At 60.2% G+C, this 15,559-nt stretch carries 12 protein-coding genes and 1 pseudogene; 3 read left to right on the top strand and 10 right to left on the bottom strand.

All coding sequences use genetic code 11. From position 1 onward, the window contains the following. Positions 1 to 59 precede the first annotated feature (59 nt). The 6 genes from fmdA to urtA all read right to left on the bottom strand — a co-directional run bounded on the left by fmdA (position 60) and on the right by urtA (position 6,517). On the bottom strand, positions 60 to 1,289 hold the full coding sequence (fmdA, locus tag ACIGEK_RS07270; protein WP_397492640.1) for a formamidase: 1,230 nt from the start codon (positions 1,287 to 1,289) through the stop codon (positions 60 to 62). A gap of 245 nt (positions 1,290 to 1,534) precedes the next feature. Next, the gene (gene urtE / locus ACIGEK_RS07265) at positions 1,535 to 2,224 is read right to left on the bottom strand and encodes an urea ABC transporter ATP-binding subunit UrtE (protein WP_397492639.1); all 690 of its coding nucleotides are present in this window, start codon (positions 2,222 to 2,224) and stop codon (positions 1,535 to 1,537) included. Between the two features lie 99 nt (positions 2,225 to 2,323). Then, complete coding sequence (gene urtD / locus ACIGEK_RS07260; RefSeq protein WP_397492638.1) at positions 2,324 to 3,085, bottom strand: urea ABC transporter ATP-binding protein UrtD; 762 nt, start codon at positions 3,083 to 3,085, stop codon at positions 2,324 to 2,326. Then, positions 3,082 to 4,254 carry an urea ABC transporter permease subunit UrtC gene (gene urtC, locus ACIGEK_RS07255; RefSeq protein WP_397492637.1) on the bottom strand — a complete coding sequence of 391 codons (1,173 nt, stop codon included), beginning with the start codon at positions 4,252 to 4,254 and terminating at the stop codon, positions 3,082 to 3,084. The genes urtD and urtC overlap by 4 nt, the downstream gene beginning before the upstream one ends. A gap of 11 nt (positions 4,255 to 4,265) precedes the next feature. Continuing rightward, positions 4,266 to 5,183, bottom strand: coding sequence for an urea ABC transporter permease subunit UrtB (gene urtB / locus ACIGEK_RS07250; RefSeq protein ID WP_397492636.1), 918 nt, complete (start codon positions 5,181 to 5,183; stop codon positions 4,266 to 4,268). A gap of 101 nt (positions 5,184 to 5,284) precedes the next feature. Further along, the gene (gene urtA / locus ACIGEK_RS07245; RefSeq protein ID WP_397492635.1) at positions 5,285 to 6,517 is read right to left on the bottom strand and encodes an urea ABC transporter substrate-binding protein; all 1,233 of its coding nucleotides are present in this window, start codon (positions 6,515 to 6,517) and stop codon (positions 5,285 to 5,287) included. A 279-nt stretch (positions 6,518 to 6,796) separates the two neighbouring features. Here urtA and ACIGEK_RS07240 point away from each other — a divergent pair, with 279 nt between their 5' ends. Both ACIGEK_RS07240 and ACIGEK_RS07235 read left to right on the top strand, forming a co-directional pair. Continuing rightward, entirely contained in the window at positions 6,797 to 10,195 is a 3,399-nt protein-coding gene (locus tag ACIGEK_RS07240) for an ATP-binding protein (protein WP_397492634.1), read from the top strand. Continuing rightward, positions 10,170 to 10,868 carry a response regulator gene (locus ACIGEK_RS07235; RefSeq protein WP_397492633.1) on the top strand — a complete coding sequence of 233 codons (699 nt, stop codon included), beginning with the start codon at positions 10,170 to 10,172 and terminating at the stop codon, positions 10,866 to 10,868. Before ACIGEK_RS07240 ends, ACIGEK_RS07235 begins: the two co-directional genes overlap by 26 nt. A gap of 67 nt (positions 10,869 to 10,935) precedes the next feature. On the opposite strand, the gene ACIGEK_RS07230 is transcribed toward ACIGEK_RS07235, so the two are convergent. After that, positions 10,936 to 11,640, bottom strand: coding sequence for a methyl-accepting chemotaxis protein (locus ACIGEK_RS07230; RefSeq protein ID WP_397493097.1), 705 nt, complete (start codon positions 11,638 to 11,640; stop codon positions 10,936 to 10,938). Positions 11,641 to 11,793: 153 nt separating this feature from the next. After that, positions 11,794 to 11,997 (bottom strand): annotated as a pseudogene (locus tag ACIGEK_RS07225) (HAMP domain-containing protein); the annotation flags it as partial. 1,188 nt (positions 11,998 to 13,185) lie between these two features. Between ACIGEK_RS07225 and ACIGEK_RS07220 the strand changes: the two are divergent. Further along, entirely contained in the window at positions 13,186 to 14,079 is an 894-nt protein-coding gene (locus ACIGEK_RS07220) for an ROK family protein (RefSeq protein WP_397492631.1), read from the top strand. Between the two features lie 2 nt (positions 14,080 to 14,081). On the opposite strand, the gene ampE is transcribed toward ACIGEK_RS07220, so the two are convergent. Both ampE and ampD read right to left on the bottom strand, forming a co-directional pair. Then, entirely contained in the window at positions 14,082 to 14,918 is an 837-nt protein-coding gene (ampE, locus tag ACIGEK_RS07215; RefSeq protein ID WP_397492630.1) for a regulatory signaling modulator protein AmpE, read from the bottom strand. Further along, entirely contained in the window at positions 14,915 to 15,478 is a 564-nt protein-coding gene (gene ampD, locus ACIGEK_RS07210; protein WP_397492629.1) for a 1,6-anhydro-N-acetylmuramyl-L-alanine amidase AmpD, read from the bottom strand. The genes ampE and ampD overlap by 4 nt, the downstream gene beginning before the upstream one ends. Between the last annotated feature and the right edge of the window lie 81 nt (positions 15,479 to 15,559).

Raw genomic sequence — 15,559 nt, 5'->3', positions numbered from 1 at the left:
TCCTAATCAGCAAAGACACAGCTGCCCCTCTCCCGCAGAGGAGAGAGGGGTAAGTCGGCTTACTTATCCGGGGCGATAGGCAAGTCGATGCTGCCGTCGAGGAACTTGGTCGGGCCATTGGCGTTGGGGTTGATGTCGAAGTCGAAGATTTCCGTCGGCAGCCACAGGGTTGCGCAGGCGTTGGGCACGTCGACGATGCCACTGATATGCCCCTGCACCGGCGCCGAACCGAGCAGCGCATAACCCTGAGCTGGCGAGTAACCGAACTTGGTCAGGTAGTTGATGGCATTCAGACAAGCCTGTTTGTAGGCGATGTTGACGTCCAGGTAATGCTGCTTGCCGGCCTCGTCCACCGAGATGCCTTCGAAGATCAGGTAGTTCTTGTAGTTCGGGGTGATCGGGCTTGGCTTGAACACCGGATTCTTGATCCCGTACTTGGCCATACCGCCTTTGATCAACTCGACCTTCATGTGCACCCAGCCGGCCATTTCGATGGCGCCGCAGAAGGTGATTTCACCGTCGCCCTGGCTGAAGTGCAGGTCACCTACCGAGAGGCCAGCGCCGTCAACGTAGACCGGGAAGAAGATCTTCGAGCCACGCGACAAATCCTTGATGTCGCAGTTACCGCCATGCTCACGCGGCGGCACGGTGCGCGCGCCGGTCAGTGCAGCCAGATCGCGGGCCTCGCCCTTCATCTTGCCCATGTGCGCGGTCGGCGCCATCGGCGGGTTGGCCAAGGCCGGGACGCGGTGCGGGTCGGTGTCGATCAGCTCCTGCTCACGCTTGTTCCACTCGGCGAGCATCTTGTGATCAGGCAGGCAGCCGATCAGCCCCGGGTGGATCAAACCGGCGAAGTTCACCCCGGGAATGTGCCGGCTGCTGGTGAACATGCCCTTGAAGTCCCAGATCGCCTTCTGCGCCATCGGGAAGTGGTCAGTGAGAAAACCACCACCATTCTGCCGCGAGAAAAAGCCGTTGAAGCCCCACTGCGAGTCCGGCATCGCGCCGATGTCGAGTAGGTCGACCACCAGCAGATCGCCCGGCTGCGCGCCGTGCACACCGACTGGGCCGGATAGGTAGTGCACGGTGGACAGATCCACATCGCGCACGTCGCTGGCATCGTCATTGTTCTTGATCGCGCCGGCGGTCCAGTCGTAGGTTTCGAGGATGAAGTCGTCACCTGGTTTGACCCAACAGGCCATCGGAATATCTGGGTGCCAGCGGTTGTGGATCTGCTCATTTTCGGTGGCAGGTTGATTAAGGTCGACCTTGATCAGCGTTTCGGTCATGACAAAGCTCCTGAGCCATTGAGGGAGGCATGGCGCTGTCGCGCCGGGGTACGCAGCTAGTTTTCAACGGCCAGGACAAACCGCAAATACGTCGGATGACGTATGCGCAAAACCCCTATCAGCAAGGCGTTAAGGCGATTTTTAAGAGGCACGAAAAAGCGGCCAGCGCATGGAGAACACGCCAGCCGTAAAGCGGCTCTCAGCCCCTCGAACACAAGTGCGCGGGGGGTGAGCAAAGGTAGGAATCAGACTGACAAGTAGCGGCTGATGGTCGCCTCATCCACCTTGTCACGGGTTTCCTCAACCACGAACTTGCCCTTCTCAATCACCAGGAAGCGGTCGGCAATTTCCAGGGTGAACGACAGCACCTGCTCCGACACCACGATGGTCAGGTCACGCAGGTTGCGGATCTCCTTCAGGGTGCGGGCGATGTCCTTGATGATCGACGGCTGAATGCCCTCGGTCGGCTCATCGAGCAGCAAGACCTTGGGGTTGGTCGCCAGCGCGCGGGCGATGGCCAACTGCTGTTGCTGGCCGCCAGACAGGTTGCCGCCCTTGCGATGGCGCATGTCCTGCAGAACCGGGAACAGCGCATACAAATCCTCCGGCACCTTGCCCTTGGCCGAGGCTGGCAGACCGGTCTGGATATTTTCCAGCACGGTCATGCTGGGGAAAATCATCCGCCCCTGCGGCACATAGGCGATGCCGCTTTCCACCCGCTCGTGGGTTTCCAGCTTGGAGATATCACGACCATCTACGCTGATCTGCCCACCCCACTGCGGCAGTACACCCATCAGGCTCTTGAACAGGGTGGTCTTGCCCATGCCATTGCGGCCCATCACCGCGACGATCTCGCGCTTCTGCACATTCAGGTTGAGGTCGTGAAGGATCTGGCTCTGGCCGTAGCCGGAGGCGAGATTGCTGATCTGGAACATAAGCGTCACTCCAATACGGTTCCGGTAGGGCGGACAACGCTTCGCTGCCCGCCGCAGCGGTGGAAATTCCTGCAGCGATTCCCACCCTACAAACAGGGCTCAGTGCCCCAGATACACCTCAATCACTTTCGGGTTGCTCTGCACCGCGTCCATGCTGCCCTCGGCCAGGACCTTGCCCTGGTGCAACACAGTGACCTTGTGCGCAATGCTTTTGACGAACTCCATGTCGTGCTCGATAACCAGCACCGAGCGCCCCTTGCTGATGCGGTTGAGCAGCTCGGCGGTCTGCGCCCGCTCACTGACACTCATGCCAGCCACCGGCTCGTCGAGCATCAACAGCGCCGGGTCCTGCATCAGCAGCATGCCGATCTCCAGCCACTGCTTTTGCCCGTGGGACAGCAGGTCGGCCTGCAGGTAGAGGTTGTCGGTGAGCATGATCTCGGCGGCGATCTGCTCAACCCGTTCGATCACCTCCGCCGTGCGTTTGAAGAACAGCGCACCCCATACCTTGCGGCCCTTGGGATAGGACATTTCCAGATTCTCGAACACCGTGAGGTTTTCGTAGATCGAGGGGTTCTGAAACTTGCGCCCAACGCCGGCACGGACAATGTCGAACTCACGCATCTTGGTCAGCTCGCGGTTCTCGAACTGGATGCTGCCGGCGGTGGCGCGGGTCTTACCGCAGATCAAATCCAGCACCGTAGTTTTACCGGCGCCGTTGGGGCCGATCACCACGCGCACTTCGTTGCGGTCGATATACAGGTTGAGGTCATCCACCGCTTTGAAACCATCGAACGACACCGTCAGGCCCTCAATGGCCAGAACTGGCTTGGGCATCTGAAATGCACTTGGCTGACTCATGGTGTGGTCTCCAGTTCACGGGGTTGGCTGCTGGTAGCAGGCGCTTCAGGTAGCGGCACGGGGGCGGCAAGCGGCGCAGGTTTGCCGCTGAGTTTGCCCAGCCATTTGCGCCCGTGGCTTTCCCACAGACCGGCGATGCCATTGGGGAAGTACATGACCACGGCGATAAACAGGCCGCCCATTAGGTACAGCCACAGCTCGGGGAAGGTTTCGGAAAAATAGGTCTTGCCGAAGTTGACCAGCAGCGCGCCATATACCGCACCGAGTAGCGACATGCGCCCACCGACGGCGGCGAAAATCACCATCTCGATCGACGGCACGATGCCGACGAAGCTGGGCGACATAAAGCCCACCTGCAAGGCGAACATCGCCCCGCCAATCGCGGAAAACGCCGCCGCCACACAGAACACGAATATCTTGAAACTGGCCACGTCGTAGCCGGAGAAACGCACGCGCTCTTCCTTGTCGCGCATGGCCATCAGCAGCCGCCCCAACTTGGACGCGAGGATGAAGCGACCCAGCAGGATGCAGCCGAACAACAGGAAGGCATTGATGAAGTAGAGGATCATCTTCGAGCTGTCGTCGCGGATATCCCAACCCAGTAGGGTCTTCAGGTCCGTGATGCCGTTAACCCCGCCGGTCAGGCCCTGCTGGCCGATGATCAGCACGGTGAGAATCAGCGCAATCGCCTGGGTGACGATGGAGAAATACACATCCCCCACACGGCGTTTGAACATCGCCATGCCGATCACCAGCGCGAGAATCACCGGTACCCCAATCACCGCCAGCAAGGTGAAGCCGAAGCTGTGGAACGGCTGCCAGAGCATCGGCAGTTCGGTGATCTGGTTCCAGTCCATAAAGTCCGGAATACCGGGGGTGGATTGGATCTTGGTGCTTTCCGGGTCGCTGGCTTCAAGCTTGAGAAACATCGCCATGCAGTAACCGCCAAGGCCGAAGAACATGCCCTGGCCGAGGCTGAGAATGCCGCCGTAGCCCCAACAGAGCACCAAGCCGACGGCGACGAAGGCGTAGGTCAGGTACTTGCCGACCATGTTCAGGCGAAAGGCATCAAGCGCCAGCGGAAACACCACCAGGATCAACGTGGCCAGCACCGCAAGGCCAATCGCGCCCTGCTTGCCGCCGAGAAACTTATCGAGTGTCGGATTCATGGGACGGCTCCTTATTTGCGCACTTTGATGGAGAACAGCCCTTGCGGACGCAGCATCAGAATCAGGATCACCGCAGACAGGGTGAACACCTTGGCCATCGAACCGCTCATAAAGAACTCCATCAGCGACTGCGCCTGAGCAATGCTGAAGGCCGAAGCAATGGTGCCGAGCAGGCTCGACGCACCGCCGAAGACCACCACCAGGAAGGTGTCGACGATGTACAGCGAACCGGCAGTTGGCCCGGTTGAGCCGATGGTGGTGAAGGCTGCGCCTGCGACACCGGCGACACCGCAACCAAGGGCGAAGGTCATGCGGTCGACCTTTTTGGTATTGATCCCTACAGCGCGGCTCATCAGCCGGTTCTGGACAGTGGCACGCACCTGCAAACCCCAGCGCGAGCGGTAGAGCATGATGAAGATCATGGCGGTCATCAGCACAGTCAGGCCCATGACGAACAGGCCGTTACGCGGAATATCAATGGCCTCAGTCGGGTTCCACGAACCCATCAGCCACTCCGGCAGGGTGGCGCTGACTTCACGCGCGCCGAAGATCGAACGAAAGGCCTGCTGCATCACCAGCGACAGCCCCCAGGTGGCCAGCAAGGTATCCAGCGGGCGCTGATACAGCTTGCTGATCATCGCCCACTCGACGAGCCAGCCAATCGCACCGGCGATAAAAAACGACAGCACGATGGCGAGAAAAAAATAGTAAGGGCCGAAAAACGGCGCGTATTGCTCGGTCAGCATCGACACCACATAGGTGGTGTACGCGCCGATGGTGAGGAACTCACCGTGGGCCATGTTGATCACGCCCATCTGGCCGAAAATGATCGCCAGCCCCAGGGCCATCAGCAGCAGTACGCAGAAAACGGACAAGCCGTTGAAGCCCTGCATGGCCGCGATGGCACCAAATTCCGATAGCCATTCCATGATGATGGTCTCCTGCTGGAAGAAAGAAAAAGCTCAGGCCGGATGGGCTGCAGACGTGCCCTGATGGGTACGCCTGCGGCCGGCTCCGGCCTAAACCGCTGTTACTGGTAGCCTTTAGGGAATGGGTTTGGCTCGATCAGGTCGGACTCGAAGACCACCTTGAACTGGCCATCTTTCTGCACTTGGCCAATGCGGGTCTTGCTCCACAGGTGATGGTTCTCGTGCACCTTGACGTAGCCTTCAGGCGCAGTGGTCAGCTCGATGCCCGGCGAGGCTGCTGCCACTTTGTCGACGTCGAAGCTGCCAGCTTTCTCAACTGCGGCTTTCCACAACCATGGGCCGAGGTAGGCGGCCTGGGTCACGTCACCGATGACCGAGTCTTGGCCGAACTTGGCTTTGAAGGCTTCGACGAACGCGGCGTTGTTCGGGTTATCCAGGCTCTGGAAGTACTTCATGGAGGCGTAGAAACCTTCCATGTTCTCGCCGCCAATGCCGAGCAGCTCGTCTTCAGTCACGGAGAGGGTCAGCAGGGTTTGCTTGGCACTGTTCACACCAGCCGCTTTCATCTGCTTGTAGAAGGCCACGTTGGAGCCGCCCACGACTGCCGCGAAGACCACATCAGGCTTCTTCAGCTTGACCTTGTTGATAAGCGAGCCGAACTGGGTGTTGCCCAGCGGGTAGTACTCTTCGCCCACCACGGTGCCGCCAAGCACGTTTTCGATGTGCTTACGGGCGATCTTCATCGAGGTGCGCGGCCAGATGTAATCCGAGCCGATCAGGTAAAAGGTCTTGGCGCCCTTTTCTTTGGCGATCCAGTCGAGGCCGGCAAGAATCTGCTGGGTGGCTTCCTGGCCGGTGTAGATAACGTTCTTCGACTGCTCCAACCCTTCATAGAAGGTTGGGTAGTACAGCAGGCCGTTTTCCTTCTCGAACACCGGCAGCACGGCTTTACGCGAGGCTGAAGTCCAGCAGCCGAACACCGCGGCAACCTTATCGCCAACCAGCAGTTTCTTGGCTTTTTCCGCGAAGGTTGGCCAGTCGGAGGCGCCGTCTTCCTGAATGATCTTGATCTGCCGACCGAGGATGCCGCCGCTGGCGTTGATCTGCTCAATGGCCAGACGCTCGGCCTGGATCGAACCGGTTTCGGAAATGGCCATGGTGCCGGTGGCCGAGTGCAGCTGGCCGACCGTTACTTCGGTATCGGTAATGGCCAAGCCGGTAGTGTTGACGTCATCAGCCAAAGCCATCTGGCTGAACACACTGGCCGCCAGCAACGAGAGTGCCGCAGCACCCAACGCTAGCCGACGAGGGAGAAAGCGAGTCGGTGAATCCATGGTCATGCTCCTCTGGGTGGTTTTCCTCCCTGGCTCGCCTTGCGGGTACCAGTTCGGTTCGCCACCAGCATCGTTGCTCACCTCCCGAGGCGGTATACGCAGGTTGACGTAACGGCATACGTCATCTGACGTACAGCCCGACGCCCCAAAGCAGTGCAAGATCGCGCCCAAGCTGCAGGCAGATAAAAGCTCGCGCGCGCAAGGACAGGCGCTGCGGACGCAGGGCATGGATGTTGCAAATTCAAACATCTGTATTAACCACGCCCAGGAGCGTCCTCCGTGCAACCGACTGGCACCCAGCGCATCGTCAAGATCCGCCGCGACTACAACAGCTGGGTCGCCGACGAGACCATGGAGGACTACGCGCTAAGGTTTACCCCCAAGTCGTTTCGCAAGTGGTCCGAGCTGCGCATCGCCAACACCGCTTTGGGCGCGGTGTCGTTCCTCGCGCTGGAGGCCATTGGCGGCGCCCTGGCGCTGAGCTACGGCTTCACCAATACGCTGTGGGCCGTACTGGCGGTGGCGCTGGTTATTTTCCTCACCGGCCTGCCGATCAGCTACTACGCCGCCCGCTACGGTGTGGACATGGACCTGCTGACCCGTGGCGCGGGCTTCGGCTATATCGGCTCAACCATCACCTCGCTGATCTACGCCAGTTTCACCTTTCTGTTCTTCGCCCTTGAGGCGGCGATCATGGCCCTGGCCCTGGAGTTGTACTTCAACATCCCACTGGCGCTGGCCTATGTGATTTGTTCAGTGATCGTCATCCCGCTGGTGGCCTACGGCATCACCTTGATCAACCGCTTGCAGATGTGGAGCCAGCCGCTGTGGCTGTTTCTGCTGTTGCTGCCCTACGTGTTCGTCATCGGCAAAAACCCCGAGGCATTCAGCGACTGGACCACCTTCGCCGGCCGCGAGGGTGAAGGCGGTGCGTTCAATCTGCTGTACTTCGGCGCGGCGTGCACCGTGGGCCTGGCCTTGGTGACGCAGATTGGTGAGCAGGTCGACTACCTGCGCTTCTTGCCGGAAAAGACCCGGCGCAACCGCAAGCGCTGGTGGGCGGCGCTGCTGATGGCCGGGCCGGGCTGGATCATCCCCGGCGCGCTGAAAATGCTCGCCGGCGCCTTCCTTGCCTTTCTCGCCCTGCAGCATGAAATCCCCATGGACCGCGCCGCCGAACCGACGCAGATGTATTTGGTGGCGTTCAACTACGTGTTCAGCTCACCCGAGTGGGCGCTGGCGGCTATGGTGCTGTTTGTTATCGTCAGCCAGATCAAGATCAACCTGACCAACGCCTACGCCGGCTCCCTGGCCTGGTCGAACTTTTTTGCCCGCGTCACCCACAGCCACCCAGGCCGCGTGGTGTGGTTGGTGTTCAACGTGGCCATCGCGCTGATGCTGATGGAGCTTGGGGTGTTTCAGGCCATCGAAGAAGTGCTCGGTCTGTACGCCAATATCGCCATCGCCTGGATCGGCGCGGTGGTCGCTGATCTGGTGATCAACAAGCCGCTGGGGCTGTCGCCCAAGCACATCGAGTTCAAGCGCGCGCACCTCTACGACATCAACCCGGTCGGTGTTGGCGCCATGCTGATCGCATCTCTGCTGTCGATCCTGGCCCACGGCGGTGTCTTCGGCCAACTGCCGCAGGCGGCCTCACCGATTGTCGCGCTGGGCTCGGCCATGCTCTTCGCCCCACTGATTGCCTGGCTCACCGGCGGCCGTTATTACCTCGCCCGCAGCAGCGATCCACTGCTGCTCTACCCGCTTGGCGTGACCACCACTGTGCAATGCGGACTGTGCAGCAACGCCTTTGAAAGCGAAGACATGGCCTTCTGCCCGGCCTACAGCACGCCCATCTGCTCGCTGTGTTGCTCACTCGACGCGCGCTGCGGCGACGCCTGCAAACCACGGGCACGGCTGTCCGAGCAGCTCGATGATTTTATCCGCTGGTTATTCCCACGCGTCTCGATCCCGCGCCTACACAGCCGCCTGGCGCAATACCTCGGTCTGCTGACGGTACTGGTGGCGCTGTTGTTCGGCGCCCTCGCGCTGATCTACGGCCAGGTATCCCAAGGTTTGGTTGCACAATCACCGGAAGCTCGGGAGGCGCTCTATCTAGCCTTTCTCAAGGCCTTCCTGACCCTCTCGCTGTTTGCCGCGATCCTTGCCTGGTGGGTGGTGCTGACCCGCGAAAGCCGTCGCGTGGCCCAGGAGGAATCCGATCGCCAGACCCAGCTGCTGATGCAGGAAATCGAAGCCCACCGCAAAACCGATGAAGCGCTGCAGAAAGCCAAGGAAGCCAGCGAAGCGGCCAACGCGGCGAAGAGCCGCTACGTCACCGGGCTGTCTCATGAGCTGCGCACGCCGCTTAACAGCATCCTCGGTTATACGCAGATTCTGCAGCGTGACGCCGGCATGCCGGGGCAGCACCATGACGCCCTGGCCACCATTTTCCGCAGCGGCTCACACCTGCTGTCGCTGATCGATGGTCTGCTCGATGTGGCCAAAATCGAGGCGGGGAAACTCAACCTGGAATTGACGGAAATCCCCTTCCCCGACTTTATCCATCAGCTCGAACGCATGTTCACCCCTCAGGCTGAAGAAAAGGGCCTGCGCTTTCGCCTAGAAACCAGCGGGCGCATGCCGGCGGTGGTGCGCGGTGATGAGAAGCGCGTGCGGCAGATCCTGATCAACCTGCTTGGCAATGCCGTGCGTTTCACTGACAGCGGCGAAGTCTGCTTACGTGTCAGCTACCTGCGCGAAACCGCCAGCTTCGAGATCGTTGACACCGGTATCGGCATCGACCCTGAGCAGATCGAGCGAATTTTCCAGCCGTTCGAGCGCGGCGACCTGATGCGCCAGGACAACGGCGTCGGTCTCGGCCTAACCATCACCCGCATGCTCACCTCACTGATGGGCGGAGAACTCTCCGTCAAGAGCGTGCCGGATCAGGGCACCAGCTTCCAAGTGCGCCTGTTCCTCTCCGAGGTGCGCGTGCCGCAAGCCGTGGTGCATGTGGAGCACGACATCATTGGCTACCAAGGCCCGCGCCGCCTGGTGCTGGTGGTGGATGACCATATCGAGCACCGCCGCGTGCTGGCCGGCATGCTCGAACCACTGGGTTTCAACATCGCCCAGGCCGCGAGCGGCCAGGAAGCGATTCGCCAAGCCGCCCTGCTGCACCCCGATCTGATCCTGATGGACCTGTCGATGCCACAGATGGACGGCTGGGAAACCAGCCGGTTGATCCGTCGCAATGCCATGTCCCAGGCGCCGATCATCGTGATCTCCGCAAACGCCTTCGCTGATGACCGCGAACGCAGTGTCACCGCCGCCTGTAACGACTACCTGGCCAAGCCCGTGCACACCCCAGAGCTGCTCGAACGCATTCAAAAACAACTTGATCTGCAATGGTTGCGGCGCACCGCACCACGGCCAACGCCGATGCTAGAAAGCAGCGTACGTCCCAATGCCGAAGACCTCGAGGCACTGCGCGAGCTCGGCGCCATGGGCTATATCCGCGGCATTCTGGAGAAACTCGACGCCATTGATCGGCTGACACCCGCCAGCACCCGCTTCACCGCGCCATTACGTGCCCTGGTGAAAAGCTACCGCCTGGACGAATTCAACCGCCAACTCAAGGAGGCCGAGCATGAACGCGCTGACCAATCCATCTGAGCAGCACTCCAGCGCAGCAGAGCGCGGGGTGATCCTGATCGTCGACGACACGCCGGACAACCTGGCGCTGCTCTCCGATGCCCTAGATGAAGTGGGTTATATGGTGCTGGTGGCGCTGGATGGTCTGAGCGCACTGAGCCGCATCCAGCGCCGGCGTCCCGACCTGATTCTGCTCGACGCGATGATGCCGGGGCTGGATGGTTTCGAGACCTGCCAGCGGATCAAGGCTGATGCCGCCACCGCCGATATTCCGGTGCTGTTTATGACCGCATTGACCGACAGCGAACACGTGGTCAAAGGCTTCGCCGCCGGCGGCATCGACTACGTGACCAAGCCGATCAATACCGAGGAAGTGCTCGCCCGCGTCGCCTCGCACCTGCGCACCGCGCGCATCCTGCAAACGGCGCGAGCGGCCAGCCAGGCGCAGCCGCTGACGCTCAACGACGAACCAGCCTATGCCACCCTCTCGGCGCGCTTTCAGCTCACCGAACGCGAAGTAGAAGTGCTGCGCTGGGTGGCCTGCGGCAAGACCAACCGCGACATCGGCGACATCCTCGGCCTCAGCCCGCGCACGGTGAACAAACATCTGGAGCACGTGTACGTGAAGCTCGGCGTGGAAACCCGCACAGCCGCTACCTCCGTGGCCCTCTCGGCGATGGCCGAGCGCGCCTGAGCCACGCTGACTGCCGAGCATAAAAAAGCCCGCCAAGGTGGCGGGCTTTTTCCAAACGAGTTGCTGATCAGACGCGGAATGCACTAATCAACTGTTTCAAACGCGCTACCAGCCCGGACAGCTCGCGGCTGGCCTGCTCGGTCTGGCTGGCACCTTCGGCGGTACGCTCGCCGGCCTGGCTGATCTCTACGATGTTCTGATCGATATCCTGCGCTACGGCGGTCTGCTCTTCGGCAGCGGTGGCGATCTGCTGGTTCTGGTCAACGATCATGCCGACCGCACCGAGGATATTCTCCAACGCCTGCTGCACCTTGCCGGACTCGCTGACGGTGGTATTCGCCATCTGATGGCTGGCATTCATCGCCTTGACTGCCGCACCGACACCGCCCTGCAGCTTGGCGATCATTGACTCGATCTCTTCGGTGGACTGCTGGGTACGCTTGGCCAGGTTGCGCACTTCATCGGCCACTACAGCAAATCCACGACCCTGCTCTCCGGCACGCGCTGCCTCAATGGCAGCATTCAGCGCCAGCAAGTTGGTCTGTTCAGCAATGCCCTTGATCACGTCCAGCACCTGGCTGATCGAGGCGCTGTCACTGGCCAATTTGTTGATCACCGCAACTGACTGATCAATCTCCCCAGACAGTCGCTGGATGCTGCCAACCTGAGACTCAACCAGCACACGGCCACTGACGGTTTCATCATTCACGCTCTGTGCGCTGCCAACAGCCGCCGCCGCACTCTGGGCAACCTCTTGCGCGGTCGCCGACATCTCGTTCATGGCAGTAGCAATCAGGTCAATCTGGGCGCGCTGCCCCGCCACGGCCTGATTACTTTCACCCGAGACATGCTGTACCCGGTCAGCCTGGCGCTCGACCTCAATAACCGTCTGCCCTACGCGCTGAATCAGCTCATGTATTTTGCTGACCGTCTCATTGAACACCTGGCCCAGCTCGCCCAACTCATCCTGGCTCTGCGCCTTGAAGCTAACGGTCATATCGCCCGCCGCAACCTGGTTCATCACCTGGCCGAGTTTTTTCAGCGTGGTACGTATCGAAACGTAGAAGCCGCCGTACAGGTATACGATCAGCAGGAACACCACCAGCAGGGCCGCTACCAGCAATACCATCTGTGTCCGATTCTCCTCCAGACGCACCTGCAACTGCTTGTCGAGGAACACCAGCACCGCATCATTCAGCTGGTAGGTCTGCTCCATTGCGCCGCTGACGTCCGCGTAAAACTGCGACCAAGGCGTATCCAGCGAATCGGCGATGACCACCTTGTCTTCAAACAGCACCGCAATAGTTTTCAGGGTTTCCAGGCTGCTCGCGGCTTGGCTGGCCAACTCAGTGCGGGCCTGCGCACTGCTGTTGAGCGATGCCTGCAGATTCAGGCCGTACTCAGCATGCAGCTTTTCCAGCTCCAGCAGCAGTTCGTCAAACGTGGTGCTGGCAGACGAGTTGAGAAAGCCCTGAGCCAGGGAGTAAGCGCCCACCGCACGACCTTCGCTAAGCGCGGCCGTAACCTTTGGCGTATCCACGGTGACCAGCTCGACCATCTGCCGTACGGCGCCCTGACGGTCCTGGCTCAAGCCGGCTTGAGCAGCGACCAGCTTGATAAATACTTGAGAGCTGCCGAGCAGTTTCTCGGCCAGGGCGATTTTGCCCTGCAGTGAGCTCTCGGACTGCACAGCAGCCAGCTCGGCAATCAGTTGATCGCGCTTGCTGTTGAATTCCTCGATCTGCTCTGGCTCACGTACAACTGCTGCCATGCCCTGCAACGTCTCGCCGATGCCGCCTTGCAGCTTGACCAGGCGCGCCTCAAGATCACCCGCCTGACCGGATTGACCGATCATCGCGTTGACCTCGGTAAGGTCGACAAAGTCTTCGAGATTACGCCGTAGCGTCAGGCTTTCACCGAGCAGATCAATGCTCTCGAGAGCCGCCTGGGTGCTAATGAACTGCCGATAGGAGTCACGCACCAGATAGAAGTTGGTGACCAGCATGGGCAGAAAGAACAGAACACTGATCAGGCTGAACTTCATGCCGAAGCTGAGGCGATTCATGAGCGCGATGGCCGGATACAACACGGTCTTCACAGGACGTCTCCAGTTCTAATTATTGTGGTGTACGGTTACAAAACGGCCGTGCAGAATCTCAAACGGCAGCTTGTATGTCCCTTGCTGCTCGACCTGTGGCATTTGTATCAACGGTGTAAATATGGGCAGATTTACGTGATGCATGTCACAAAATAACGGCCGAGCATGACGTCATGTATACCTCTTATCGACTCCAACCTCTGTAACTTAAGGTTAATGATGCGCACATCACTGAAGCTCGGTATTGATCTGGGTGGCAGCAAAGTCGAAATAATCGCCTTGGAAAACGGCCAGCAAGTCCTGCGCCGCCGCGCCCCAACGCCGCAGGGCGATTACCAGAAAACCGTCGCCCTGATTGCCAGCTTAGTTGAAGATTGCGAGCGCGAACTGGGCAGCCGCGGCAGCGTCGGTGTCGGCATCCCCGGCACACGCTCCCCTGACCATGGGCGGATCAAGAATGCCAACTCGCAGTGTCTGATCGGCGAGGATCTGCAGGCCGACCTTGAGCAGCGCTTACAGCGCCCAGTGCGCCTGGCCAATGATGCGGACTGCTTTGCCCTATCAGAAGCCTGCGATGGCGCAGGCGAAGGTGCCATGAGTGTTTTCGGAGTAATCCTGGGTACCGGCGTTGGCGGCGGCCTGGTCGTACGCCAGCAACTGCTTAGCGGCCCGAATGCCATTGCCGGCGAATGGGGGCACAATCCGCTGCCTTGGCGGCGCAGTGAAGATGGTCCGAGCCGACGCTGTTATTGCGGTCTGGATGATTGTATCGAGACCTTTCTCAGCGGCCCGGGCTGGGCGGCACGTAGCAATCTTGGCCTAGAAGCGAGCGCCCTGGTGAGCGCCGCAGAGGCTGGCGATGCTGATGCGCAACAGGCCGTTGACCGCTATTGCGACCAACTGGCGCGCGGCCTGGCGTCAGTGATCAATCTGATTGACCCGCATGTGATCGTACTGGGCGGCGGCATGTCCAACAGCACCGCGCTCTACTCCCAGGTAATGCCACTGCTGCCGCGCTATGTGTTTTCCGATCAGGTCAACACGCGCCTGTTGCAGGCTCGCCACGGCGACTCAAGCGGTGTACGTGGCGCGGCATGGCTGTGGAATGAATAACCTTAAATAACCAAGGTCCATAGGGCGAACACCGCGTACCAGAACACCGCGGCACGGACCAACAGCTGCCACAGCCCGTCCAGGCTGCTGACACCGACCTCACCAATCACCGGCTCTGGCGTCTCGCCAGCAGCCCGCGCAGTAATGATCACCAATTGCGCCGCGCTGATATCCCAGCTGAGCAGCTCATGCAGCAAGGTCCGACTGACACCGGCAAAGTTGCCGACCAAGGCAAAACTGGCGGCCAGTACACGCACCGGTAACCAGTCGAAGCCATGACGCACCTGAACGGCAGCCTCACGTATGGCCGGCACAGTGGCATGCTCGCTGGCCAGGGCAACGAGTCGATACGCCAGCGCCGCCAATGGCCCCAGCAGCGCATACCAGAAGATCACCGCAAAGAAGCTCTGGTAGGCCTGCCAAACCAGATGACCCTGCACGCGCTGTAGCAACTCGCCCTCTTCATCCGCCTCCAGTGCCAGATCACGCCGCGCCACCAGATACGCCGCCTCGGCATCTTCACGGCGCCAGCTGTCGCGAAACGGCCCAAGCGCCGCCAGCAAATCTCCACGCCCCAGGCTGTAGATCACCACCAACAGATGCACCGGCAACGCCAGCCAACCATAAGCCACTGGCTTCAGCACCAGCAGAATCAAACCCAAAGCGAACAACGGCAGCAGCACCAGCACAGCCAGCACCAGCCAAGGCCGCTGAACCCACTGCGGTTTGCCCTCAGTTGCCGTCAATAACCGCAACCATGGGCCATCGTGTTGAATGGGCTTACGCCAGGACGAGAACTTCTCGACCCACAACACCAGCAGTAGCACCAGAAAATTCATGTCAGCTCCTTGTCTTGCTGCAATGCCATGCGCACACGCTGCCAGTCAAATGCCGGGCCGGGATCGGTCTTCCGGCCCGGCGCAATATCACTATGCCCGCAGATGCGCTCCTGGGTGATAACCGGGTAAACCGCCTGCAGCTGCCGGGTCAACTCAATCAGCGCAGCATACTGCGCTGCCGTGAACGGCAAATCATCCGTGCCTTCAAGCTCGATACCTAAGGAAAAATCATTACAGTTTTCCCGCTCGGCAAACCGCGACACCCCGGCATGCCAGGCGCGCTCATTACAGGAGACGAATTGCGTAACGGCGCCATCACGTTCGATAAAGAAATGAGCGGACACCTGCAGGCTGGCAATGCTGGCGAAATAAGGATGTTCGCTCGCATCCAGACGATTCTGAAAAAACGTCTGCACCTTACCCGTGCCGAACTGTCCGGGCGGCAAGCTGATGTTATGGATCACCAGCAGAGAAATTTCGCCCAGCGGCCGCTGATTGAAGTTCGGCGATGGGCAGTGCTGGATGCCATCGCACCAGCCACTGGAAGGGTCCAGCTGCATAAAGGCTCCTTGAACAAGCCACCACTCTAGTGCAGCACTTGCTCAAGGCCAAGGGCGAATAGCCGGGCACAGACGCAGATG

Origin of the sequence: Pseudomonas sp. NPDC079086 (assembly GCF_044542155.1) — a bacterium.
Lineage (GTDB): Bacteria > Pseudomonadota > Gammaproteobacteria > Pseudomonadales > Pseudomonadaceae > Aquipseudomonas.
The sequence above is the reverse complement of the archived record's forward strand: the minus strand, read 5'-3'. Positions and strand labels throughout refer to the sequence as shown.